This window comes from Candidatus Dormiibacterota bacterium (assembly GCA_035635555.1).
In the GTDB taxonomy this organism is placed as follows: domain Bacteria; phylum Acidobacteriota; class Polarisedimenticolia; order Gp22-AA2; family Gp22-AA2; genus Gp22-AA3.
In genome coordinates this window covers 1-21966 of the sequence record DASQAT010000026.1, presented here as the reverse complement: position 1 = coordinate 21966, position 21966 = coordinate 1, and the positions used below count along the sequence as shown (strand labels likewise).

At 68.3% G+C, this 21966-nt stretch carries 38 protein-coding genes; 6 read left to right on the top strand and 32 right to left on the bottom strand.

What is annotated here, in order from left to right:
- Positions 1-112 precede the first annotated feature (112 nt).
- Genes VEW47_06210 through VEW47_06185 form a run of 6 tightly spaced genes read left to right on the top strand, consistent with a single transcriptional unit; the run spans position 113 to position 5663 of the window.
- A complete protein-coding gene (locus VEW47_06210) occupies positions 113-1432 on the top strand; it encodes a 3-deoxy-D-manno-octulosonic acid transferase (protein ID HYS04770.1) in 1320 nt (439 codons plus the stop codon).
- On the top strand, positions 1429-2511 hold the full coding sequence (lpxK, locus tag VEW47_06205) for a tetraacyldisaccharide 4'-kinase (GenBank protein HYS04769.1): 1083 nt from the start codon (positions 1429-1431) through the stop codon (positions 2509-2511). The genes VEW47_06210 and lpxK overlap by 4 nt, the downstream gene beginning before the upstream one ends.
- Positions 2508-3545 (top strand): lysophospholipid acyltransferase family protein, encoded by a 1038-nt coding sequence (locus VEW47_06200; protein HYS04768.1) that lies wholly within the window; start codon positions 2508-2510, stop codon positions 3543-3545. Before lpxK ends, VEW47_06200 begins: the two co-directional genes overlap by 4 nt.
- A complete protein-coding gene (locus VEW47_06195) occupies positions 3542-4120 on the top strand; it encodes an HAD family hydrolase (GenBank protein ID HYS04767.1) in 579 nt (192 codons plus the stop codon). Before VEW47_06200 ends, VEW47_06195 begins: the two co-directional genes overlap by 4 nt.
- Entirely contained in the window at positions 4117-5157 is a 1041-nt protein-coding gene (locus VEW47_06190; GenBank protein HYS04766.1) for a PfkB family carbohydrate kinase, read from the top strand. The genes VEW47_06195 and VEW47_06190 overlap by 4 nt, the downstream gene beginning before the upstream one ends.
- A gap of 59 nt (positions 5158-5216) precedes the next feature.
- Positions 5217-5663, top strand: a complete 447-nt coding sequence (locus tag VEW47_06185) for an adenylyltransferase/cytidyltransferase family protein (GenBank protein HYS04765.1) — start codon at positions 5217-5219, stop codon at positions 5661-5663.
- A 7-nt stretch (positions 5664-5670) separates the two neighbouring features.
- On the opposite strand, the gene rplQ is transcribed toward VEW47_06185, so the two are convergent.
- From rplQ to tuf, 32 genes are all read right to left on the bottom strand, one after another.
- On the bottom strand, positions 5671-6165 hold the full coding sequence (rplQ, locus tag VEW47_06180) for a 50S ribosomal protein L17 (GenBank protein ID HYS04764.1): 495 nt from the start codon (positions 6163-6165) through the stop codon (positions 5671-5673).
- Positions 6166-6172: 7 nt separating this feature from the next.
- Complete coding sequence (locus VEW47_06175; GenBank protein ID HYS04763.1) at positions 6173-7153, bottom strand: DNA-directed RNA polymerase subunit alpha; 981 nt, start codon at positions 7151-7153, stop codon at positions 6173-6175.
- A 46-nt stretch (positions 7154-7199) separates the two neighbouring features.
- On the bottom strand, positions 7200-7826 hold the full coding sequence (rpsD, locus tag VEW47_06170) for a 30S ribosomal protein S4 (GenBank protein HYS04762.1): 627 nt from the start codon (positions 7824-7826) through the stop codon (positions 7200-7202).
- A 16-nt stretch (positions 7827-7842) separates the two neighbouring features.
- Positions 7843-8259: a 30S ribosomal protein S11 gene (rpsK, locus tag VEW47_06165; protein ID HYS04761.1), complete on the bottom strand. Its 417-nt coding sequence runs from the start codon at positions 8257-8259 to the stop codon at positions 7843-7845.
- Positions 8260-8418: 159 nt separating this feature from the next.
- Positions 8419-8808 (bottom strand): 30S ribosomal protein S13, encoded by a 390-nt coding sequence (gene rpsM, locus VEW47_06160; protein HYS04760.1) that lies wholly within the window; start codon positions 8806-8808, stop codon positions 8419-8421.
- 13 nt (positions 8809-8821) lie between these two features.
- Positions 8822-8935 carry a 50S ribosomal protein L36 gene (gene rpmJ / locus VEW47_06155; protein ID HYS04759.1) on the bottom strand — a complete coding sequence of 38 codons (114 nt, stop codon included), beginning with the start codon at positions 8933-8935 and terminating at the stop codon, positions 8822-8824.
- 19 nt (positions 8936-8954) lie between these two features.
- Positions 8955-9173 carry a translation initiation factor IF-1 gene (gene infA, locus VEW47_06150; protein ID HYS04758.1) on the bottom strand — a complete coding sequence of 73 codons (219 nt, stop codon included), beginning with the start codon at positions 9171-9173 and terminating at the stop codon, positions 8955-8957.
- Complete coding sequence (gene map / locus VEW47_06145) at positions 9174-9935, bottom strand: type I methionyl aminopeptidase (GenBank protein ID HYS04757.1); 762 nt, start codon at positions 9933-9935, stop codon at positions 9174-9176.
- Complete coding sequence (locus tag VEW47_06140) at positions 9932-10600, bottom strand: adenylate kinase (GenBank protein ID HYS04756.1); 669 nt, start codon at positions 10598-10600, stop codon at positions 9932-9934. Before VEW47_06140 ends, map begins: the two co-directional genes overlap by 4 nt.
- A 13-nt stretch (positions 10601-10613) precedes the next feature.
- Complete coding sequence (secY, locus tag VEW47_06135) at positions 10614-12008, bottom strand: preprotein translocase subunit SecY (GenBank protein ID HYS04755.1); 1395 nt, start codon at positions 12006-12008, stop codon at positions 10614-10616.
- A gap of 13 nt (positions 12009-12021) precedes the next feature.
- Positions 12022-12477 carry a 50S ribosomal protein L15 gene (rplO, locus tag VEW47_06130; GenBank protein ID HYS04754.1) on the bottom strand — a complete coding sequence of 152 codons (456 nt, stop codon included), beginning with the start codon at positions 12475-12477 and terminating at the stop codon, positions 12022-12024.
- Position 12478: 1 nt separating this feature from the next.
- Positions 12479-12874, bottom strand: coding sequence for a 50S ribosomal protein L30 (rpmD, locus tag VEW47_06125; GenBank protein HYS04753.1), 396 nt, complete (start codon positions 12872-12874; stop codon positions 12479-12481).
- Positions 12867-13397, bottom strand: coding sequence for a 30S ribosomal protein S5 (gene rpsE / locus VEW47_06120; protein HYS04752.1), 531 nt, complete (start codon positions 13395-13397; stop codon positions 12867-12869). Before rpsE ends, rpmD begins: the two co-directional genes overlap by 8 nt.
- Positions 13398-13427: 30 nt before the next feature.
- Positions 13428-13790 carry a 50S ribosomal protein L18 gene (gene rplR, locus VEW47_06115; GenBank protein ID HYS04751.1) on the bottom strand — a complete coding sequence of 121 codons (363 nt, stop codon included), beginning with the start codon at positions 13788-13790 and terminating at the stop codon, positions 13428-13430.
- Position 13791: 1 nt separating this feature from the next.
- Complete coding sequence (rplF, locus tag VEW47_06110) at positions 13792-14349, bottom strand: 50S ribosomal protein L6 (protein HYS04750.1); 558 nt, start codon at positions 14347-14349, stop codon at positions 13792-13794.
- Between the two features lie 7 nt (positions 14350-14356).
- On the bottom strand, positions 14357-14749 hold the full coding sequence (rpsH, locus tag VEW47_06105) for a 30S ribosomal protein S8 (protein ID HYS04749.1): 393 nt from the start codon (positions 14747-14749) through the stop codon (positions 14357-14359).
- A 21-nt stretch (positions 14750-14770) separates the two neighbouring features.
- Positions 14771-14956, bottom strand: a complete 186-nt coding sequence (locus tag VEW47_06100) for a type Z 30S ribosomal protein S14 (protein HYS04748.1) — start codon at positions 14954-14956, stop codon at positions 14771-14773.
- Positions 14957-14971: 15 nt separating this feature from the next.
- Positions 14972-15514, bottom strand: a complete 543-nt coding sequence (gene rplE, locus VEW47_06095) for a 50S ribosomal protein L5 (GenBank protein ID HYS04747.1) — start codon at positions 15512-15514, stop codon at positions 14972-14974.
- 55 nt (positions 15515-15569) lie between these two features.
- A complete protein-coding gene (gene rplX / locus VEW47_06090; GenBank protein ID HYS04746.1) occupies positions 15570-15911 on the bottom strand; it encodes a 50S ribosomal protein L24 in 342 nt (113 codons plus the stop codon).
- A gap of 2 nt (positions 15912-15913) precedes the next feature.
- On the bottom strand, positions 15914-16282 hold the full coding sequence (rplN, locus tag VEW47_06085) for a 50S ribosomal protein L14 (GenBank protein HYS04745.1): 369 nt from the start codon (positions 16280-16282) through the stop codon (positions 15914-15916).
- 58 nt (positions 16283-16340) lie between these two features.
- Complete coding sequence (rpsQ, locus tag VEW47_06080) at positions 16341-16622, bottom strand: 30S ribosomal protein S17 (GenBank protein ID HYS04744.1); 282 nt, start codon at positions 16620-16622, stop codon at positions 16341-16343.
- Positions 16622-16840: a 50S ribosomal protein L29 gene (rpmC, locus tag VEW47_06075; protein ID HYS04743.1), complete on the bottom strand. Its 219-nt coding sequence runs from the start codon at positions 16838-16840 to the stop codon at positions 16622-16624. Before rpmC ends, rpsQ begins: the two co-directional genes overlap by 1 nt.
- A gap of 11 nt (positions 16841-16851) precedes the next feature.
- Positions 16852-17262, bottom strand: coding sequence for a 50S ribosomal protein L16 (gene rplP / locus VEW47_06070; protein ID HYS04742.1), 411 nt, complete (start codon positions 17260-17262; stop codon positions 16852-16854).
- 31 nt (positions 17263-17293) lie between these two features.
- On the bottom strand, positions 17294-17959 hold the full coding sequence (gene rpsC, locus VEW47_06065; GenBank protein ID HYS04741.1) for a 30S ribosomal protein S3: 666 nt from the start codon (positions 17957-17959) through the stop codon (positions 17294-17296).
- A 27-nt stretch (positions 17960-17986) separates the two neighbouring features.
- Positions 17987-18511: a 50S ribosomal protein L22 gene (gene rplV, locus VEW47_06060; protein HYS04740.1), complete on the bottom strand. Its 525-nt coding sequence runs from the start codon at positions 18509-18511 to the stop codon at positions 17987-17989.
- A 13-nt stretch (positions 18512-18524) separates the two neighbouring features.
- Entirely contained in the window at positions 18525-18875 is a 351-nt protein-coding gene (rpsS, locus tag VEW47_06055) for a 30S ribosomal protein S19 (protein HYS04739.1), read from the bottom strand.
- Between the two features lie 3 nt (positions 18876-18878).
- Positions 18879-19694, bottom strand: a complete 816-nt coding sequence (rplB, locus tag VEW47_06050; protein ID HYS04738.1) for a 50S ribosomal protein L2 — start codon at positions 19692-19694, stop codon at positions 18879-18881.
- A 5-nt stretch (positions 19695-19699) separates the two neighbouring features.
- Positions 19700-19993, bottom strand: coding sequence for a 50S ribosomal protein L23 (locus VEW47_06045; protein ID HYS04737.1), 294 nt, complete (start codon positions 19991-19993; stop codon positions 19700-19702).
- Positions 19990-20616, bottom strand: coding sequence for a 50S ribosomal protein L4 (rplD, locus tag VEW47_06040; protein ID HYS04736.1), 627 nt, complete (start codon positions 20614-20616; stop codon positions 19990-19992). Before rplD ends, VEW47_06045 begins: the two co-directional genes overlap by 4 nt.
- Before the next feature lie 15 nt (positions 20617-20631).
- Entirely contained in the window at positions 20632-21360 is a 729-nt protein-coding gene (rplC, locus tag VEW47_06035; protein HYS04735.1) for a 50S ribosomal protein L3, read from the bottom strand.
- 7 nt (positions 21361-21367) lie between these two features.
- The gene (gene rpsJ, locus VEW47_06030) at positions 21368-21694 is read right to left on the bottom strand and encodes a 30S ribosomal protein S10 (protein ID HYS04734.1); all 327 of its coding nucleotides are present in this window, start codon (positions 21692-21694) and stop codon (positions 21368-21370) included.
- 85 nt (positions 21695-21779) lie between these two features.
- A partial coding sequence (tuf, locus tag VEW47_06025) for an elongation factor Tu (GenBank protein ID HYS04733.1) occupies positions 21780-21966 on the bottom strand: 187 nt, incomplete at its 5' end.

The window sequence follows — 21966 nt, the reverse complement described above, 5'->3', positions numbered from 1 at the left end:
GCTCCAGGCCGCCCCGCCCGCGGGGAAGGGCGCGGGCGGAGCGCGCCCGGCGTCTTTCACAGGACGACGTCGCGTTGACGCTCCGTGAAACGCTGGACTATACTCCGCCCGCATGTACCGAGTTTACGGGGCTCTCCTAGCGCTCGCCTGGGCCGCCGTTGTTCCCTGCCAGATGCTGATGTCATTTTTGCAACGAGCGCGGCCCCTTCCCCTTCGCGAGAGGCTGGGGTTCCTCCCGGACGACGTCTTGACCGGCGGCTTCTGGATGCATGCCGTCTCCGTGGGCGAGATGCGTCTGGCGCTTCGGATCCTGCCGGAATTGCGGAGGCGCTTCCCGGGCGCCCCGGTCCACGTCAGCACGGGGACGCCGACCGGGCGCGCGCTGGCGACGGCCGGGGCCGGCGGACCGCCGCCCGAATCGATCGGCGCCCTTCCCTTCGACCTCCCCTTCGCCATGGGTCGCCTCCTGGACCGGCTGCGCCCGCGCGCCGTGCTGATCGTCGAGACCGAGATCTGGCCGAATCTTCTCAGGCTCTGCGCCAAGCGCGGCGTTCCGGTCCTCCTGGTGAACGGCCGGATCTCCTCCCGATCCTTCCCGCGTTACCGGGCCCTGCGGGGGTTCGTGGGCCGCGCTCTTCCCGGTTTCCGGACCCTCGGCATGCAGTCGCGCGACGACGCGGACCGGGTCATCTCCCTGGGCGCGCCCGCGGATCGCGTGGTCGTCACCGGCAACCTCAAGTTCGATCTCGAGCCGCCGCGCGTCGATCCGGTCGCGCTGCGCAGACGCCTCGGCGTCGAGGAGACGGCGCCCCTGTTCGTCGCGGGAAGCACGGCGGCGGGCGAGGAGGCCCCGGTCCTTCAGGCTTTCCGCGCGCTGCGCGCCGCGCACCCGCGCGCCCGTCTCGTCCTGGCCCCGAGACACCCGGAGAACTTCGGGGCGGCCGAGCGGACGGCCCGCGATGCCGGGCACGCCGTTCTCGCGTGGAGCCGTCTTGCGGAAAGGACGGCGGACTCCCCCTCCTCGGGCGCCTGGGAGGTCCTGGTCCTCGATCGTCTCGGCGTCCTTCCGGAGGTCTACGCCGCCGCCGATCTGGTGTTCGTCGGAGGAAGCCTGGTGCCGCGCGGCGGCCAGAACGTTCTGGAGCCGGCCGCCCTCGGCAAACCTGTCCTGTTCGGCCCTCTGACCGACAACTTCCGGGCCGCCTCCGAGGCGCTCGTGTCGGCGGGGGCCGGCTTCGTGGCGCGCGACGGCGAGGAGCTGGGCCGCCTTCTCGTTCGTCTCCTCGACGACCGCGCCGGCTACAGGGTGGCGTCGACCATGGCCAGACGCGTGGTCGAGACGAACCGCGGGGCCCTCCTCAAGACGATGACCCTGATCGAGGAGGCGCTCTCTCCGGGCGGCTCGATGACTCTGCGCGCCGCCCGGACGTGAGGGGCCTCGAGATTCTCGACGCGCCGCTGGCCCGGCCGTTCCTGGCGGTGCCCGGGCTGGCCTACCGGGCGGCCGTCACGCTGCGCAACTCCCTGTACGACGCGGGGCGTCTCCCGTCCCACCGCCTCCCCTGCGCCGTGGTCAGCATCGGCAATCTGACCATGGGCGGAACGGGGAAGACGCCGCTGACGTCCCACGTGGCCGCCCTGCTGCGCGAATCGGGCTACAGGGTCGGGGTCGTGAGCCGCGGCTACGGCCGGCGCGGCGGGAACGCCCCACTCCTGGTCTCGAACGGCCGGACCGTCCTGGCCGACGCGCAGAGCGCGGGGGACGAGCCCTACCTCATCGCACGCGACAATCCGGCGGTGCCGGTGGCGATCGGCGCGGATCGCGTCGCCGCGGCGCGTTTCCTGGTGCGCTCCTGCTCTCCTGAAGTCCTCGTGCTCGACGACGCGTTCCAGCATCGCAGGCTGGCGCGCGACCTCGACCTCCTGCTGCTCGACGGCCGCGACCCCTGGGGCAATGGTAGAATGCTGCCCCGCGGACCGCTGCGCGAGCCGATCGCGTCCCTGGCTCGCGCCGATGCCTTCGTCCTGACCCGGTCGTCGGGACAGGTCCCGGCCGACCTGGCGTCCGCGCTCGAGCGATTCAAGCCGGGCGCGTCCGTGTTCCACTGCCGCCTGCAGCCGCGCGGGTTCGTGACGGCGGAGGGCGAAGCGGTCGGCCTGGCATCGCTGAAGGGCTTCTCGGCGTTCGTTTTCTCCGGGATCGCGCGGCCCGAGCGGTTCGAGGAGGACCTGCGCGATCTCGGTGTCGGGATCGCCGGCGCCCGGCGATTCGCCGACCATCACCGCTTCCGCCGGCGCGACCTGGAGGAGATCGTGCTCGAGGCCCGGCGGCTCCGCGCGGATGTCCTGGTGACCACCGAGAAGGACCTGGTTCGCCTCATGGATGCCCCCGAGGGATCGCCGCCCCTGTACGCCCTGGCGATCCAGGCGTCCTTCCCGTTCGGACCGGGGCCCCAGGGGTGGCTCCTCGATCGGCTGCGGCAGGTCCGCCCGGATCGGAGGATGACGTGAGCGGCGGCGGCTCCGCGCGGCGTGTCGCGACCGGCCGGCGTTTCTCGCCGATCCGCCGCCTCCGCCACATGGAGCAGACGCGTGCGGCGCGGCACTTCGTCGCTTACCTGTTCTGTCGCAGCCTGATGTTCTGTCTCGCGCTCCTGCCGCGGAGTCTCGGCCAGGCCATCGGCCGCGGCTGCGGCCTGCTGTTCTACCTGGTGTCACCGCGGCACCGCCGCATCGCCCTCTCCAACCTGAAGCGGGCCTTCGGCGACTCGATGCCTCCCCGGCGCCGCGCGCGCCTGGCGCGCTCGTCGTTCGCCCACGCGGGGATGATCATGGCGGACGCCGCCTACTTCCGGCGCACCGCCCGGCGGCCGCTGGAGAGCGTCGCCGTATACGAGGGCCAGGAACACTTGATGCAGGCCGCGTCCGCGGGGCGCGGTGTCCTGGTCTTCTCCGCGCATTTCGGACACTGGGAGCTGGTGGCCCTGCTGCAGGCCCGTCTCGGCGTGCCGTTCACCATGGTCGTGCGCCCCCTCGAGAACGCGCGTCTGAACGAATTCCTCACCCGGCTGCGCGGCATCACGGGGAACGAGGTGATCGCGAAGTACGACGCAGCGCGCGGCGTCCTGCGGGCGCTGCGCGGCGGGCGCGCGGTGGCGCTCCTCATCGACCAGAACGTGCGCGGCGAGGGCGGGCTGTTCGTCGACTTCTTCGGCCTGCCGGCCTCCACCACACCCGCGCTCGCGATCTTCGCCCTGAAGTGCGGAGCGCCGATGGTGCCGGTGTTCTCCTATCCGAGACACGACGGGCGGCTGCTGATCCGCTACGGGCCGCCGCTGCAGGCGGAGCGGCGGGGTGCCATCGCCGACGACATCCTGGCGACGACGCGCCGGTGCACCGCCGTTCTCGAAGAAGAGATCCGCCGTCACCCGGAGTACTGGCTGTGGATGCACAATCGCTGGCGCACGCGCCCGCCCGCCGTCCCCGGCGGCGCGCCGGGGCGGGACGGGCAGCCCCGTGACGTGCTGGCGGGGTCCCTGCGATGAGCCGCGCCGCGATCTTCCTCGACCGCGACGGCACGATCTGCGAGGAGGTGGGGTACGTCAACCACCTGTCGCGCAGCCGGCTGCTGCCGGGGAGCCTGGAGGCGATCCGTCTGATCAACCAGGCGGGTCTTCTGGCGGTGGTCACGACGAACCAGTCGGGCGTGGCGCGCGGCTACTTCAGCGAGGATCTGGTGGAGGCGGTGCACGCGCAGCTGCTCTCCGCCGTGTCCTCGGGAGGCGCGCGTCTGGACGCGATCTACTATTGCCCGCACCACCCGAGCGAGGGGTCGCCCCCCTGGCGCACCGCCTGCGACTGCCGCAAGCCGAAACCCGGAATGATCCTGCGGGCGGCGCGCGAGCACGGCATCGACATCGCCGGCTCGTACGTCGTCGGCGACAGTGTCGTCGATATCGAGGCGGGAGCGGCCGCCGGCCTGCCCGGGGTCCTGGTCCTCACCGGCTACGGGCGCGGTCTGCTCGAGCACCAGAAGCACCGGTTCAAGACCGAGCCCGCGCACGCAGCCGAAGATCTCCTCGGGGCCGTGCGCTTCATCCTGTCGCGGAGGCGGACATGAAGGCTCAGGGGACGGCGCGCGACTCGCTGCTCGCGGCGATCGACCGGATGGGCGGCTCGCGCGTCATGGTGGTCGCCGACCTCGTCCTCGACGAATTCGAGTACGGGGAGATCGACCGCGTCTCCCGCGAGGCTCCGGTCCTCATCCTGGCGCATCGCGGCACGGTCCGTCTGCCCGGCGGCGGGGCGAACGCCGTGCACAACCTGGCGGCGCTCGACGGCAAGCCGCTCGTCGTCGGGCGGGTCGGCGGGGACGAGGCGGGGGATCGGCTGCTGTCGCTCCTGAACGAGCGCGGCGCCGACACGACGCGCGTCTGGCGCGACCCCGGGTACGCGACGCCGGTGAAGCGCCGTGTCCTGGCCGGCAGCGCCCATTCGGTCCGCCAGCAGATCGTCCGTATCGATCGGGGAGGCGGCCCGGCCGTAAAGGCCCAGGGCTCGCCGCTCCTGCCGGCGGTGCGCGAAGCGGTCGCGACGGCGCAGGGAACGCTGCTGTCCGACTATTCCCTGGGGCTTCTGAACGGGGACACGATCGGTGCGGTGACGGAGGCGGTGCGGGCCGCCCGGAAACCCTGGTTCGTCGACTCGCGCTCGCAGATCCGCCGGTTCCGGGGCATGACCGCCGCCACGCCGAACCTGCAGGAGGCGGAGGCGGCGCTGGGCGAGCGGGTCGAGGACGATCTCGAGAAACTGGGGCGCGCCGGGACGGCGCTGTGCGCGAGCCTCGACGCCTCGACCATCGTGGTCACGCGCGGCAGTCAGGGTATGAGCGTGTTTCCGCGCGACTCCGACCCGGTGCACCTGGGCGTGTACGGGACCGACGAGGTGGCCGACGTGACCGGCGCGGGGGACACCGTGATCGGTGTATTGACCCTGGCGATGCTGGCGGGAGCGGGAGCGGTGGAGGCGGCCAGGCTCGCCAACTACGCCGGCGGCATCGTGGTCATGAAGCGGGGCACGGCAACTGTAAGCCGCGAGGAGCTGCGCCGCGCCGTGCGCACCGACCCCGCGCTCGATTCGCCCGCCCGCCGCGCGTGACCCGCAGCGCCGCGCCGGCCGCCGGACGCGTCCTTCCCCTTCGGCGCGTCCTCCGGGAGATCGCGCGGCTGCGGCGTCTCCGCCCGGAGATCCGCGTCGTCCTGGCGAACGGACTCTTCGATCTCCTGCACGTGGGTCACGTCCGGTACCTCCAGGCGGCCCGCCGGCTGGGAGACGTCCTGGTGGTCGCGGTGAACGATGATCGCTCCGCGCGTCTGCTCCGCGGCCCGGGGAGGCCGATCCTCGGGTCGGCCGACCGGGCCCGCATGGTGGCCGCCGTGGACGGGGTGGACTTCGTCGTCCTGTTCGGCGGACCGACCGTGGCGCCGTTGCTCCGGCGCCTCAGGCCGGACGTGCAGTGCAAGGGGACGGATTACACGCGCGCGAGCGTGCCCGAGCGGGGGGTCGTGCGTTCATACGGAGGGCGGGTCGCCATCGTGGGCGACCCGAAGAGGCATGCCACCACCGACCTGATCGCCAGGATCCGCCGACTGGCGGGCCGCTGAACGTCGGCTATTTCTCGTCCTTCTCGCCGCCCTCGTCCGCAGCCGGCTCCTCGGCCGCCGCGGCCTCGACCTGCGCCTTCTCCTCGGCCTTGGCCTTGCGGCCGCGGCGCGCCTTCTTGTCGTCCTTCTGCTTCTTGAAGGTCGGCTCCGAGCCCACCAGCTCGACGATCGCCATGTCGGCGCCGTCACCCGGTCGCGGCCCGAGCTTCAGGGCGCGGGTGTAGCCGCCCGGACGCGCCGCGAAGCGCGGTCCGAGAGTGTCGAACAGCTTCTTGACGACCGTCTTGTCGCTGATCTGCCGCAGGACCTGACGCCGGGCGTGCAGGTCGTCCCGCCGCGCCAGGGTGATCAGCTTCTCGGCGAACGGCCGCAGCTCGCGGGCCTTCGGCAGAGTGGTCTTCAGCCGCTCGTGGCGGAACAGATCGGTCGCCAGGTTGCGCAGCAGCGCCCGCCTGTGACTGGAGGTCCGGCCGAGCTTCCGGTACCCGACGTTGTGGCGCATGCCGCTCCTACTCCTCCTTCGGCTTCAGGATGTGGTCGACCTTCATCCCGAGCGACAGACCCATCTCGGCCAGGAGCTCCTTGATCTCGTTCAGGGACTTGCGGCCGAAGTTCTTGGTCTTGAGCATCTCGGCCTCGGTCTTCTGGACCAGGTCCGCGATCGTCTTGATGTCGGCGTTCTTCAGGCAGTTGTACGAGCGGACCGACAGCTCCAGCTCCTCGATCGAACGCATGAGGTTCTCTCTCATGCGCTCCTTCTCGCGATCCACCTCCTCCTCGTCCATCTCGGGGGTCTCTTCGAAATTGATGAAGATGGACAGGTGGTCCTTCAGGAGCTTGCTCGCGAGGGCCACGGCGCTCTGCGGCTGCACCGCGCCGTTGGTCCAGACCTCGATGGTGAGCTTGTCATAGTCGGTCGTCTGACCCAGCCGCGCGTCCTCCACCGTATAGTTGACCTTCTTCACGGGAGAGTGGACCGAGTCGATCGGGATGAAGCCGATCGAAAGGTCGGTGTCGAAATTCCGATCGGCCGGGACGTAGCCGCGGCCCGGCTTGACGCGCATCTCGATGTTGAGCCGGCCCTCCTCGCTGAGGGTGGCGATGTGGACCTCGGGATCGAGGATCTCGACGTTGGGGTTGCTCTCGATCTGGCCGGCCTTGACCTCCATCGCCCCCTCGGTCCGCAGATAGATCGTCTCCGGATGGCCGACGTTGAGCTTGAGCGGGATCTGCTTGAGGTTGAGGATCAGGTCGATGGTGTCCTCCACCACGCCGGGGATCGAGGTGAACTCGTGCAGCACCCCCTCGATCTTGACCGCGGTGATCGCCGCCCCCTCGATCGAGGACAGCAGGACGCGCCGCATCGCATTGCCGATCGTCGTGCCGAATCCACGCTCGAACGGCTGGGCATGGAACTTTCCGTAGGTCGGCGTCAGCGACTCCAGATCGCACTCGAGTCGCTTCGGTCTCTGAAAACCTTTCCACAGCATCGGGTCGATCCTCCTGGGGGCCGCGCGTTGGGGCGGCCCGATCCGATTACTTGCTGTAAAGCTCGACGATCAGCTGTTCCTGGATGGGCATGGTGATGTCCTCGCGGCGCGGCAGCGTCGACACAGTCCCCTTGAAGCCGCCCGTGTCCACCAGGAGCCACTGCGGGAACCCGCGCGCGCGCGCCTGCTCGAACGAGGCGAGGAAGGCCTCGTTCTTCTCCATCTTCGGCCGGAGCGACACGACCTGCCCGGGCTTCACCAGGAACGCCGGGATGTCCACCTTGCGGCCGTCCACCCGCACGTGGCCGTGGGCCACGATCTGGCGGGCCTGGGCGCGCGACGAGGCGAATCCGAGACGGTAGACGACGTTGTCGAGCCGGCGCTCCAGGTTGATGAGCAGCAGCTCCCCTGTGATCCCCTTCTTGCGGCTGGCCGCCTGGAATCCGAGCCGGAACTGATTCTCCAGGAGCCCGTACAGTCTCTTCACCTTCTGCTTCTCGCGCAGCTGCACGCCGTAGCCCTGCAGCTTGACCCGCCGCTTGCCGTGCTGCCCCGGGGCGAAGTTGCGCCGCTCGATGGCGCACTTCTCCGTGTAGCAGCGCGTCCCCTTCAGAAACAGCTTCAGCCCCTCGCGACGGCAGAGCCGGCAGACCGAACCACGTGTCCTCGCCACTCCTTCTCTCCTCCTCTCAGACGCGCCGGCGTTTCGGCGGGCGGCAGCCGTTGTGCGGGATCGGCGTGACGTCCTTGATCGCCTTGACTTCGAGCCCGATCGCCTGCAGGGCCCGGATGGATGATTCGCGTCCGGCGCCGGGCCCGGTGACCCGGACCTCGATCTGCCTGACGCCGTGCTCCTTGGCGGTGTTGCCCGCGGCCTGGGCCGCCAGCTGCGCCGCGAACGGCGTGCCCTTGCGCGAGCCCTTGAAGCCGATGCACCCCGCCGACGACCAGGACAGGACGTTCCCGGCCTGGTCGGAGATGCTGATCACCGTGTTGTTGAACGACGCGTGCACGTTGCAGATGGCGAACGGGACGTTCTTCCGATCCTTCTTGCGGCCCGGCGCCTTGTGGACCGCCGCCGCCCCCTCACCGCCGGCAGCCTCCACCGGCGCCGCGTCCTTCCCGGGGCCCGGTGCGGCCGTCTCCTTCGCCTCGGCCTTCTTGGCCCTCGGGGCCTTCTCGGGCTTCGGGCCGCCTTCCTTCGGGCCCGCGTCCTTCGTGTCTTTTGCGTCAGCCATGGATCTCCTCGGGTCTTGACACCCTCTTCATCCCTTCTTGCCGGCCGGGGCCTTCTTCTTGCCGGCGACCGTCTTGCGCGGCCCCTTGCGCGTGCGGGCGTTGGTGTGCGTTCTCTGGCCCCGCACCGGGAGGTTGCGGCGGTGCCGCATTCCCCGGTAGCAGCCGATGTCGATCAGCCGCTTGATGTCCATCTGGACGTTCTTGCGCAGGTCTCCCTCGACCTGCCCCTCTTCCTGGATCACATCGCGGATCTTGCGGACTTCGTCCTCCGCGAGATCCTTGACCTTGATGCTCTTCCCCACCCCCGCCTTGCCGAGGATGCGATTGCTGCGCGACCGGCCGATCCCGAAGATGTAGGTCAGCGCGATCTCGATCCGCTTGTTCTGCGGCAGATCCACACCGGCGATGCGTGCCACGGAGCCTCTCCTTCTATCCCTGGCGCTGCTTGTGCTTCGGGTTCTCGCAGATCACCCGGACCACGCCGCGCCTCTTGATCACCTTGCACTTGTCGCAGATTCTCTTGACCGATGCCCTGACCTTCATGTCCGGCGTCTCCCCCGCCTCACTTGAACCGGTAGACGATCCGTCCCCGCGACAGGTCGTAGGGGGACAGCTCGACGAGCACCCTGTCTCCCGTCAGGATGCGGATGAAATTCTTGCGCATCTTCCCCGAGATGTGGGCGAGCACCTGGTGCTTGTTGTCGAGCTGCACCCGGAACATGGCGTTCGGCAGCGGCTCGACGACCACCGCCTCCACCTGGATCGCCTCATCCTTGGGCAACTACAGTCCCTCCACTTCGCCGCCGAGGAGCAGGGGCCCGTCCTCGGTGATGGCGATCGAGCGCTCGAAATGCGCCGACAGAGAACCGTCCAGCGTCGAAGCGGTCCAGCCGTCCGTGTGAATCCGCACGGCCGGCCCCCCCACGTTCACCATCGGCTCGATCGCCAGGGCCAGCCCCTCCTTGAGGACCGGGCCCGATCCGGGCGTCCCGTAATTCGGGACCTGCGGATCCTCGTGGAGCGAGGTCCCGATGCCGTGGCCGACGAACTCGCGTACCACCGAGTATCCCTGTGCTTCCACGTGCCCCTGCACCGCCGCGGAGATGTCCGAAAGCCTCGCCCCCGCGCGCGCCGCCTGGATGCCCTTGCGCAGCGACTCGCGCGTCACCCGCAGCAGATCATCGGCCTCACGGGAGATGCGGCCTACGGGGACGGTCACGGCCGCGTCCCCGTAGTATCCCTCAAGTACCACTCCGAAATCGAGCCCGACGATATCCCCCTCCTTCAACATCTTCTTCGCCGAGGGGATGCCGTGCACCACCTCCTCGTTCACCGAGGCGCACAGAACGCACGGATACCCCCGGTACCCCTTGAACGCCGGCCGGACGGCCGCATCCCGGCACATCTTCTCCGCCAGGCGATCGAGATCGGCGGTGGTCACTCCCGGCGCCACCGCCTTGGCCAGCGCGGCCAGGATCTGAGCCACCACGCGGTTGCAACGGTCCATCGTCTCAATCTCTTCCCGGGACTTGTAGATGATCATGCCGTCAGTCCCGTGACCACCGCCGCAATCCGCCCGAACACCTCGTCCGGCGTTCCCCGCCCGTCGATCTCGACGAGTCTGCCGGTTTTCCGGTAGCGCGCCACCAGCGGTGCCGTCTGCTCGCGGTAGGCCTTGAGCCGTTGCGCGATGGCCGCCTCCACGTCGTCCGGGCGCTGCCTCAGCTCCGAACCGCAACGGTCGCAGACCCCGTCGACCTTCGGCCGGTTGTACCGGACGTGGTACGTCGCGCCGCAGTTCCCGCACGACCGACGACCCGCGAGGCGGTCGACGATCTCCGCCTCGGGGACCTCGATGCCGATCACCCGATCCAGCGCCTGGCCGCGTTTCGCCAGGATGCTGTCCAAGAGGTCCGCCTGGGCGACCGTCCGCGGGAACCCGTCCAGGAGAAAGCCGTCCGCCGCGTCCGGCCTGGCCAGCCTCTCCTCCATCACCTCGGCCACGAGCCCGTCCGGCACCAGCTCCCCGCGCTCGACGATCGCCGCCACCCTGCGACCCAGGGGCGATCCGTCCCGGATCGCCGCGCGCAACAGGTCGCCCGTCGAGATGTGCGGCAGGCCGGTCCGCCGCGAGATCTCCGCAGCCTGCGTCCCCTTGCCGACCCCCGGGGCGCCCAGGAGCACCAGCCTCGCCCCGGAGCCGCCCACAGCACTCATCCCTTCACCCGCGGCGGCCGCGCATCCTCGCCCCCTTCAAGAAGCCGTCGTAGTGCCTCATGATGAGCTGCGATTCGATCTGCTGCACCGTGTCCATGGCGACGCCGACGACGATCAGGAGCGACGTCCCGCCGAAATAGAACTTCAGGCCGAGCCCCTGCGTCAGGAACGCCGGCAGCCACGCGTCCAGCGTCGGACCGATGAGCGGGAGCGCCTGGATGTTGAGCCCGCTGATCAGGATCTGGGGGAGCAGCGCGATCATGGCCAGATAGATGGCTCCCACGAACGTCAGACGCGTCAGGATCTCGTCCAGGTATTCCGCCGTCCTCCGCCCGGGGCGGATTCCCGGGACGAAGCCGCCGTATTTCTTCATGTTGTCGGCCACGTCCATCGGGTTGAAGATGATCGAGATGTAGAAATAGCAGAAGAAGATGATGGCCACGAAGTAGAGGAGGTTGTGGAGGGGCATGGTGTAGTCGAGCTGGTGGTACAGGCTGGCCAGCCACGGCTTGTCCTGCACTCCCAGCCACTGCATGAAGGTCAGGGGGAACGCCAGGACCGAGGAGGCGAAGATCACGGGGATGACTCCGCCCGTGTTGAGCCGGAGCGGCATGTGCGTCTGCATGCCGCCGTACATCCGCCGGCCGACGACGCGGCGCGCGTACTGCACGGGGATCTTGCGCTGCGCCCTCTCGACCCAGATGATGGCGGCGATCACGGCGGTCATCACCGCCAGGAGGATCAGAATGGAAATGACCCCCAGGTTCCCGGTCGTCACGTCCTGATAGAGCGTCGCGACGGCGGTGGGCAGGCCGGACACGATGCCGGCGTAGATGATGAGCGAGATGCCGTTGCCGATCCCGCGCTCGGACACCTGCTCGCCGACCCACATGATGAAGGCGGTGCCGGTCGTCAGCGTCAGGACCGTCATCATCCGGAAGCTCCAGCCGGGATGCGGCACCACGCCGCCCCCCCCGCCGGCGCGCGACAGACTCTCGAGCCAGAAGGCGATGCCGAGCGCCTGGACGAACGAGAGCATCACCGTCCCGTAGCGCGTGTACTGCGTGATCTTCTTGCGCCCGACCTCCCCCTCCTTGGACAGCTTCTCGAGATACGGCCAGATGACGGTCAGGAGCTGCAGGATGATCGACGCCGAGATGTACGGCATGATGCCGAGCGCGAAGATGGTCAGGCGCCTCAGGTTGCCGCCGGAGAACAGATCGAGGAACCCGAGAATGCCGCCCCCCTGCTGGCGGAAGAACGACTCCAGCGCCTGGAAATTGATCCCCGGGACCGGGATGTGCCCGCCGACGCGGTAGACCGCGAGCATCAGGAAGGTGAAGATCACACGCTTCCTCAGGTCCGGGATGCTGAAGATGTTCTTGATCGAGTCGATCATCTCGCTCTCTTTCCTAGCGGGCCGCCGCGGGGCGGGTGATCACCTCGGCGCGGCCGCCGGCGCGGGCGATCTTCTCCGCCGCCGACTTGCTGAACCGGTGCGCCTTCACCACGATCGCCTTCGTCAGCTCGCCGTCCCCGAGGACCTTGATCCCCGACAGCATCGCCTTGACCAGACCTTCCTTCACGAGCCGCTCGGGCGTGATCTCGCCGTCCAGGGTGTTCAGCGCCCCGACGTTGACGACCGCGTATTCGGTCCGGAACAGGTTGGTGAAGCCGCGCTTCGGCACGCGCCGGTGAAGGGGGTTCTGGCCGCCCTCGAAGCCGAAGTACTGCTTCCGGCCGGACCGCGACAGCTGCCCCTTGTTGCCGGCAGTGGCGGTCTTGCCGTGACCCGATCCCGGACCGCGCCCGATCCGCTTCGGCTTCTTGCGCGCCCCCTTGACAGCCCTGAGCGTCGAAAGATTCAGCTTACGCGCCACGCTCCCCCTCCTCGATCCTGACCAAGTGCGGAATCGCCTTCACCATGCCGCGCACCGCGGGGTTGTCCGGCCGCACCACGCGATGGTGCGGGTGGCGCAGGCCGAGCGCGCGCAGCACCCGCTTCTGTCGCACCGGGCAGGCGATGCCGCTCACGTACTGCACGATGGTGATCGTCGCGCCCGAAGGCTTCCGGACGCGCGGCTCCCGGGCCCGCGGCTGCGGCGACTCCGGGATGTTGCCCGGCCCGGCCTCGGAGTGCCCGGAAGCACCGGCCGCTTTCGGCGTCGCCGCGGCGCGCTTCGCCGGTTTGTTCGCGGCCGCAGGGCGCGCCGTCGTCTTCTTGACCCGCTTGGCGCCCGCGGACGGTTTCTTCGCGCTAGGCATCGACGCCCTCGGTCAGGACCGGAGGCGCCGCCGGAGCGTCGTCCACGACGCGTCGCCGGTTGCGGGTCGTCTGCGGATCCCGGAGCTTCATGAGCCCGTCGAACGTCGCCTTCACGACGTTGTGCGGGTTCGCCGAGCCGAGCGATTTCGTCAGGACGTCCTGCACGCCGGCCGATTCCACCACGGCCCGGACGGCCCCACCCGCGATGACGCCGGTTCCCGGAGAGGCGGGCTTGAGGAGGACCTGCCCGGCGCCGAAGATCCCCAACACGGGGTGCGGGATCGTCGTCCCCCTCATGGGGATGTGGATGAGGTTCCTCTTGGCACGCTCGATCCCTTTGGCGATCGCCTGGGGGACTTCCTTCGCCTTGCCCGCCCCGTATCCGACGTGGCCGCGGGCGTCGCCGACGACCACCAGCGCGGAGAAACGGAAATTCTTGCCCCCCTTGACGACCTTCGTCACGCGGTTGATGTGGACCACCCTGTCCTTCAATTCGAGAGAGTCCGGCTTGATCCTTGGCACTCGTTTACCCCCGGGTCGTCGCCGACCCGCTTAGAATTTCAATCCGGCGGTCCGCGCCGCGTCCGCGACCGCCTTGACGCGGCCGTGGTACAGGTACCCGCCGCGATCGAACACGACCTTGTCGAGGCCCTTTTCCAGGAGACGCGCGGCGATCAATTCCCCGACCTTCTTCGCCGCCTGGACGTTCCCGGTCTTCGCCTTCTCGCCGCGCAGCTCGAGTGTCGAGGCCGTGGCGAGCGTCACACCGCGCAGGTCATCGATCGCCTGCACGTAGAGGTGGTCCAGGCTGCGGTACACGCACAGGCGCGGCCGCTCGGCCCCGCCCTCCACCCGCGCCCGCACGCGCGCGTGTCTCTTTTCCCTGGCCCGGTCCTTGTCGTGCTCATGCACCATCTCAGGCTCCCGCGGCGGCTCCGGTCTTCCCGGCCTTGCCGGCCTTCTTCTTGATGACCTCGTTCGCGTACCTGATTCCCTTCCCCTTGTACGGCTCGGGAGCCCTCAGCTTGCGGATATCGGCGGAGACCTGTCCGACCTTCTGCCGATCGGCGCCGGCGACGGTGAGACGGGTCTGCTTGTCCACCTTGATCTCGATGCCGTCCGGGATCGGGAACTCGATCGGGTGGGAGTATCCCAATGCGATCGACAGGACCCGACCCTGGATCTGGGCCTTGTAGCCGATGCCGACGATTTCGAGCTCCTTGCTGAAGCCGTCCTGGACGCCCTTCACGGCGTTGGCCACGAGCGCCCGGGTCAGACCGTGGAGCGCACGCTGCTGCCGCGTGTCGTCGGCGCGCTTGAACACGACAGTTCCCTTGTCGACCGCGCACGTGATCCCCGCCGGCAGGGGGTTCAGCAGGGACACCTTCCCCTTCTCCACGAGGATCTCGTTCCCCTGCACCTTGACGCTCACCCCCGCGGGGAGAGCGATCGGCATTCTTCCGATTCGCGACATGTCCTCTTCACCAGACGTTGCAGACGATCTCGCCGCCCACGCCCGCCTTGCGGGCATCGTGGCCGCTCAACACACCCTTGGGCGTCGACACGATGCTCACACCCAGCCCGCCCATCACCGGCGGGATCTCGCCGGAACCCGCGTAGACGCGACGACCGGGCCGGCTCACCATCTGAATGCCCGAGAGTATCGGCGTCCCCTCCTCGTCGTAGCGCAGCGTGACCCGGATGGACTTGAACTTCCCCTTTTCGACCGAGGCGACCCCCGCGACGTACCCCTCGGCCTTCAGGATCGAGGCGATCGCCAGCTTCATGTTCGAGTGCGGGATCTCGACGCGGGGGTGCCGGGCCCGCACGGCGTTGCGGATGCGCGTCAGCATGTCGGAAATCGGATCGGTCATCGTGTCCTCGGCCCCTTTCGCCTACCAGCTGGACTTCGTGACGCCCGGGATCAGCCCCTGCAACGTCAGGTTCCGGAAACAGATCCGGCACATCTGGAACTTGCGCATGAAGCCCCGGGCGCGGCCGCAGCGCTTGCAGCGGTTGCGGATCCGGATCGCGTACTTCGGTTTCTTGCGCATCGCCGCGATCCAGGCTGTGGTCGCCATCGCTCTCAAGCCTCCCTAATCGCGCCGGAACGGCAGGCCGAGGAGGCTCAGCAGATTCTTCGCCTCCTCGTCGGTCTCGGCCGTCGTCACGATCGTCACGTTCATCCCGTGGACCTTGTCCACCTTGGTGTAGTTCACTTCCAGGAACACCAGCTGATCCTTCAGCCCCATCGTGTAATTGCCGCGCCCGTCGAAGGAGCGCGTGGGCAGACCGCGGAAGTCCCGCACGCGCGGCAGGGCGATGGTGACCATCCGGTCGAAGAAGTCGTACATCCGGTCGCCGCGCAGCGTCACGGTGCAGCCGATCGGCATGCCCTCACGGATCTTGAAGTTCGCGATCGACTTGCGGGCGCGGCGCATCACCGGTCTCTGGCCTGAGATCGCCCCGAGCTGCTCCACGGCGGCGTCGAGGATCTTGATGTTCTGATTCGCCTCGCCCACTCCCATGTTGATCACGATCTTGTGCAGGCGCGGCACCGCCATCGGGTTCTTGTACCCGTAGCGTTCCATCATCTGGCGGACGACCTCCTTCTGGTACGCCTGCCGGACGCGGGACACATAGCGTCCCTCGGGTTTCGCCGCCGCCGCCGTCTGTTGCGCCATCGCTCCGCCCCTACTTGTCCAGGACCCCGCCGCAGCGCCGGCAGGCCCGGACCTTCTTCCCGTCTTCCAGGATCTTGTGTCCGACGCGCGTCGGCTTGCCGCACTCGCCGCACACCGGCATGAGATTGCTGAGGTCCACGGGCGCCTCGCGCTCCAGGATCCCGCCCTTGATGTTCTTCTGGGGGTTCGCCTTGGTGTGCTTGCGGACGAAGTTCACGCCCTCGACGATCGCCCGTCCCTCCGCGGGGAACACGCGCAGGACGCGCCCGGTGCGCCCCTTGCTCTTTCCCGCCAGGACCACCACGTTGTCGTTCCTCCGGATGCTCCGCGCCCGCGGCGCCACCGCCGTCATGGTCAGATCACCTCCGGAGCCAGGGACACGATCTTCATGAAATTCTTGTCGCGCAGCTCGCGCGCGACCGGGCCGAAAATGCGCGTGCCGATCGGCTCGCCTGCGTCGTTGATCAGGACGGCGGCGTTCTGATCGAAACGGATGTACGTCCCGTCCCGTCGCTTCTGCGTCTTGCACATCCGCACGATCACCGCCTTCACCACCTGGCCCTTCTTCACGTTTCCCTCGGGGATCGCCTCCTTGACGTTGGCCGTGATCACGTCCCCGATGCGGCCGTAGAAGTTGATCGAACGGCCGCGTGTGTGGATGCAGGAGATCCTCTTCGCCCCTGAATTATCGGCGACTTCGAGGTACGTCCGCATCTGGATCATGTCGATCTCCTCGCGTGTCCTGGGACGCCGCCACCCCGCGGCGGCCGGTCCCCGGGCGTTACTCCGACGCCCTCTCCAGGATCTCCTTGACCACCCAGCGCTTGTGCCGGGAGAGCGGGCGCGACTCCTGGATGCGCACCCGGTCGCCGATCTTGCACTCGTTCTTCTCGTCGTGCGCCATGAAGCGGGATCGCCGCCTCAGGTACTTGCCATACAGCGGATCCATCACCAGCCGCTCGACCTCGATGACGGCGGTCTTGTCCATCTTGTCGCTGATCACGATCCCGTCCTTCTCGAGCCTGCGGCGCTTCGCTTCAGTCTGCCCTTCCAAGAGCTCCATCACTCTCTCCCGGTCGCCGGGGCGGACTCCCCGGCCGTCTTCTCGCGGATCACCGTCAGGACGCGCGCCAGCTCCTTGCGCACGAGGGCGATCTTCTGCGGGCTCTCCGACTGCCCGGTGGCCTTCTGGAACCGCAGCTTGAAGATCTGCTCGCGCAGCGTCTGCTCGCGCGTCCTGAGCTCGTCCACGCCTTTCTCGCGCAGCTGGTTCGCCTTCACCTGCGGCATCGTCAGATCCCCCGGTGCACGAACATCGTCCTGAGTCCGATCTTGTGCGACGCGAGGCGCATCGCCTGGCGCGCGATTTCCTCGGTCACCCCTTCCATCTCGTAGAGCACGCGTCCCGGCCTCACCACCGCGACCCAGCCCTCCGGCGCCCCCTTCCCCTTGCCCATGCGGGTCTCGGCAGGCTTCTTGGTGATCGGCTTGTCGGGGAAGATGCGCACCCAGATTTTTCCACCGCGCTTGACGAAGCGGGTCATCGCGATGCGCGCCGCCTCGATCTGTTTGTCGGTCACCCACCCCGGCTCGAGGACCTTGAGCCCGTAGTCACCGAAGGAGATCGTCGACCCGCGCCACGCCTTGCCGCGGCGCCGCCCGCGCATCTGCTTCCGGTACTTGACTTTCTTCGGCATCAACATGGGGTTCCCGTGCCTCCCGCCGGTCCGCGGATCAGATCTGGGCCAGACCCAGCCTGTCCTGAGGACGCGTCACGCTCTTCAACTCGCCCTTGTAGATCCACACCTTCACGCCGATCTGGCCATACGTCGTGCGCGCCTCTCCGAACCCGTAGTCGATGTCGGCCCGCAGCGTGTGCAGCGGCAACTGCCCCTCCAGGTACCACTCGGAGCGGGCGATCTCCGCGCCGCCCAGACGGCCCGACACGCGGATCTTGACGCCCTTGGCGCCGAACCGCATGGCCGACTCGATCGCCTTCTTCATGGCGCGCCGGAACGCCACGCGCCGCTCCATCTGCAGCGCCACCGACTCGGAGACCAGTTGCGCCTCCAGCTCCGGCTTGTGGATCTCCATGATGTTGATGAAGATCTCGCGGCCGGTCTTCTTCTGCAGATCGTCACGGAGCTTGTCCACCTCGGCCCCCTTGCGGCCGATGATGATTCCGGGGCGCGAGGTGTGGATGTTGATCTTCAGCTTGTTGGCGGCCCGCTCGATGTCGATGCGCGCCACGCCGGCGTGCGCCAGGCGCTTCTTCAGCTCCGTGCGCAGCGCCAGGTCCTCGTGCAGGAGCGCCGGATAGGTCTTTTCGGCGTACCAGCGCGACTGCCAGGTGCGGTTGAACCCGAGCCGGAAGCCGTAAGGATGGACTTTTTGACCCACTCTCTCACCTCGCTCTGAGGACCGACCTCAAGCCTTTTTCCTGCCGGAGCCCTTGCGCCCGCTCCTGGCCGCCGGGGCCGCGGGCTTCGATCGGCCCGCCGATCTCCGGCCCCGCGCAGGGCGCCCTTTGGTTTCCGTCCCCGCCGTCTCCCGCGCCTCGTCGGCGGACGCCGCGCGCGCCGGGCGCGGAGCGACGGACACCCGTCGCTCGCCCAGGCCGATGGTGATATGGCACATCCGCTTGAGGATGCGGAAGGCCCGCCCCATGGGGGCCGGCTGGATGCGCTTCAGCATCGGCCCCCCGTTGACGAACGCCGTATGCACGAAGAGACGGTCCACGTCCACGTCCTGCCGCTTCTGGCGCGCGTTGGCCACCGCCGAGTCCAAGAGCCGCCCGATCTCCGAGGCGACCGACTTCTTGGTGAAACGCAGCGTCGCGGCCGCCTCACCCACATCCTTGCCCCGGATGAGGTCGACCACGAGGCGCGCCTTCTGGGCCGAGGTCCCCAGATAGCGCACCGTCGCGGACGCAACCAGATCCTGTGGAAGCACCGTCCTCCTCCGCCTACTTCGTAGTCTGAACGACGCCCGCCGAGGGGGCCGGGCCTCCCGGCGACCCGGGGGCTCCGGGCGCGCCGGCCGCCGCCGCTGCCGAGTCCGCGCGCGAGTGGCCGCGGAACGTGCGCGTCGGGGCGAACTCGCCAAGCTTGTGGCCCACCATGTTCTCGGAGATGTACACCGGGATGAATTTCTTCCCGTTGTGCACCGCGATCGTGTGCCCGACCATGTCGGGGATGATCGTCGAGCGCCGCGACCAGGTCTTCAGGACCTTCTTCTCGAATCGCCGGTTCATCTCTTCGATGCGCTTCCTGAGCGGCGCCTCGACGTACGGGCCCTTCTTGATGCTTCTCGCCATGGCCTATTTCCTGTGGCGGACGATGAACCTGTCCGTCCGTTTGTTGTTGCGCGTTTTCTTCTCGCGCACGCCCCAGGGCGTGCACGGGTGGCGGCCTCCGGAGGTCTTCCCCTCGCCGCCGCCGAGCGGGTGGTCGACCGGGTTCATCGCGACGCCCCGGACCGTCGGCCTGATCCCGAGCCAGCGACGCCTCCCGGCCTTGCCCATGGAAATGTTTTCGTGGTCCAGGTTGCCGACCTGGCCGATGGTGGCCTGGCAGACTTCGTGCACCCTGCGAATTTCTCCGGAGGGCAGCTTGACCTGCACCCACCCGGCGTCCTTGGCAAGGAGCTGCGCCGAGCTCCCGGCGCTCCGCACCATCTGCCCGCCGCGCCCCGGCTTCAGCTCGATGTTGTGGATGGCGGTGCCGAGAGGAATGCTCTTCAACGGGAGGGTGTTCCCCACCAGAATGTCAGCCGCCGCGCTGTTGACGATCGTCTGTCCGACCACCAGGCCGTTGGGGGCGATGATGTAGCGCTTCTCCCCGTCGGCGTAATGGATGAGCGCGATGCGCGCCGATCGGTTCGGGTCGTACTCGATCGTCGCCACCTTGCCCGGCACGTCCTTCTTGTCCCGCCGGAAGTCGATGTCCCGGTAGGACCTTTTATGACCGCCCCCCCGGTGCCGGATGGCGAGCCAGCCGATGTTGTTGCGGCCGCCCGTCCGCTTCTTGCCGACGGTCAGCGGCTTGTGAGGCTTCGTGGACGTGATGTCGTCGTTCGTCGTCACCGACATGAAGCGCCGGCTCGGAGTCGACGGACTGAAGTTTCTGATCCCCATATCCTCTACACCGCCTCGAAGTACTCGACCGGCTTCTCGCCCGGCCTGAGGGTCACGTACGCCTTCTTCCAGTCGGAACGCCGCCCTTCGTAGCGCCCGACCCGCTTGCGCTTGCCCCAGGCGTTCTGGGTGCGCACCCTCGCGACCTTCACCTTGAACAGCGTCTCCACGGCCTGGCGGATCTCCACCTTGTTGGCGCGGCGGTCGACCTTGAACGCCAGGACCGGCCCCTTCTCCTTCATCAGGGTCGTCTTCTCGGTGATCAGAGGAGCCACGATCACTTCGTGCGCGCTTCTCATGGCTTGAGCACCTCCGCGACGCGGCCGGCGGCCGCCTCCGTCAGGACCACCGTGTCGTAGAGCAGCAGATCGACGATGTTCAGCGCCGTGCTCAAGGTGGCCTTCACTTTCGGCAGGTTGCGCGCCGAGAGCTCCAGGTGCCGGTTGCCCGGCTCGTCCACCAGGAGGGCCGATCCCTTGACACCGATCTCGTCCATGAGCCGCACGAGCTCCTTCGTCTTCGGCTCTTTCAGAAGCAGCGACTCCACCACCACGATCTTCCCGTCCTGGAGCTTCGCCGACAGTGCGGAACGCAGCGCCCCTTGACGTTTCTTGCGCGGAAACGCGAAGGCGTAGTCGCGCGGCTGCGGGCCGAACACGGTTCCGCCCCCTCTCCAGATCGGGGATCGGATCGAGCCGTGCCTGGAGCGGCCGGTCTTCTTCTGGCGCCACGGCTTCTTGCCGCCGCCCGAGACATCGGAGCGGTTCTTGGTGGCGTGCGTGCCGCTCCGTCCGGCGGCTCGAAACGCGATCACGGCCTCCTGAATGAGGTGCTCCTTGACGGGGCCGGAGAACACGTCGTCGGGAAGAACGAGGTCCCTGACCTCCTTCCCCTCCAGATTCACGACCGGCAGCTTGGGCATGGTGTCCTGTCTTCCCTAGGCCTTCTTGGCCGCCGCCTTGGCGGCGGTCTTCGCGGCGGTCCTGGCGCCCCCCTTGGGGGCCGCCTGGACCTGGACCTGCTTGATCTTGATCGGGGCCCGGCTGCGCCGCACGACTAGAACGGCGCCGGTGGCTCCCGGCAGGGCCCCCTTGACCACCAGGAGATTGTTCTCCTCGTCGATCCTGAGGACCTCGAGGTTCTTCACGGTGACCTGGTCTCCCCCCATCCGGCCGCCCATGCGCATGCCCCGGAAGGTGCGCGACGGATAGGCCGAGGAGCCGATCGATCCGGGGGCCCTGTGAAACATCGATCCGTGGCTGGCCGCGCCGCCCCGGAAATGATGCCTCTTCATGACGCCCTGGAACCCCTTCCCCTTCGAGACTCCGATGACATCGACGCGGTCCTGCGGCTTGAACAGGGTCACCAGAACCTTGTCCCCTACCGCCGGGTCGTCGCCGCCCGGGATCAGACGGAACTCCTTCAGCCGGCGGGTCGGCGGCACGTTCGCTTTGTCGAAATGCCCCTTCAGCGCCTTGGTCACGTTGCGCGCCTTGCCCGGCTCCACGAGCCCGAGCTGCACCGCCTCGTACCCCTCCTTCGCCTTGTCGCGCCGCGCGACCACGACGCAGGGTCCGGCCTGGACGACCGTGCAGGGGATCGTCCCCCCTTCCACGTCGAAGACCTGCGTCATCGCGATCTTGCGCCCGATCAATCCTTCGACCACGCCCGCCTCACCGCCGTTCCTTCTCGAACGCCTTGATTTCGACCTCCACCCCGGCGGGGAGGTCGAGCTTCATCAGCGCGTCCACCGTCTGCGAGGTCGGCTCGAGGATGTCGAGCAGCCTCTTGTGCGTCCGGATCTCGAACTGCTCCCGGGACTTCTTGTCCACGTGGGGCGATCGATTGACGGTGAACTTGTTGATTTTCGTCGGCAGCGGGATCGGTCCCAAGACGCGCGCGCCGGTCCGCTTCGCCGTCGCCACGATCTCCGTGGTCGACTGGTCCAGGACGCGATGGTCATATGCCTTCAGGCTGATGCGAATCTTTTCGTTCAGCATGGTCCTGCGTCCCGCCCCCTGTTCGTCCTCAAAGAACCCGGCCGGCCGCCGCCTTCGCGGTGATCCCGGCCCTTAACCGCTCCGACTACTGGACGATCTCCGTGACCGTGCCGGCGCCGACGGTGCGGCCACCCTCGCGGATCGCGAAGCGCAGCCCCTTGTCCATCGCGATCGGCGTGATCAGCTCAATGGCCAGTCCCACGTTGTCCCCCGGCATCACCATCTCCACGCCCGACGGCAGCGTCGATACCCCCGTCACGTCCGTCGTCCGG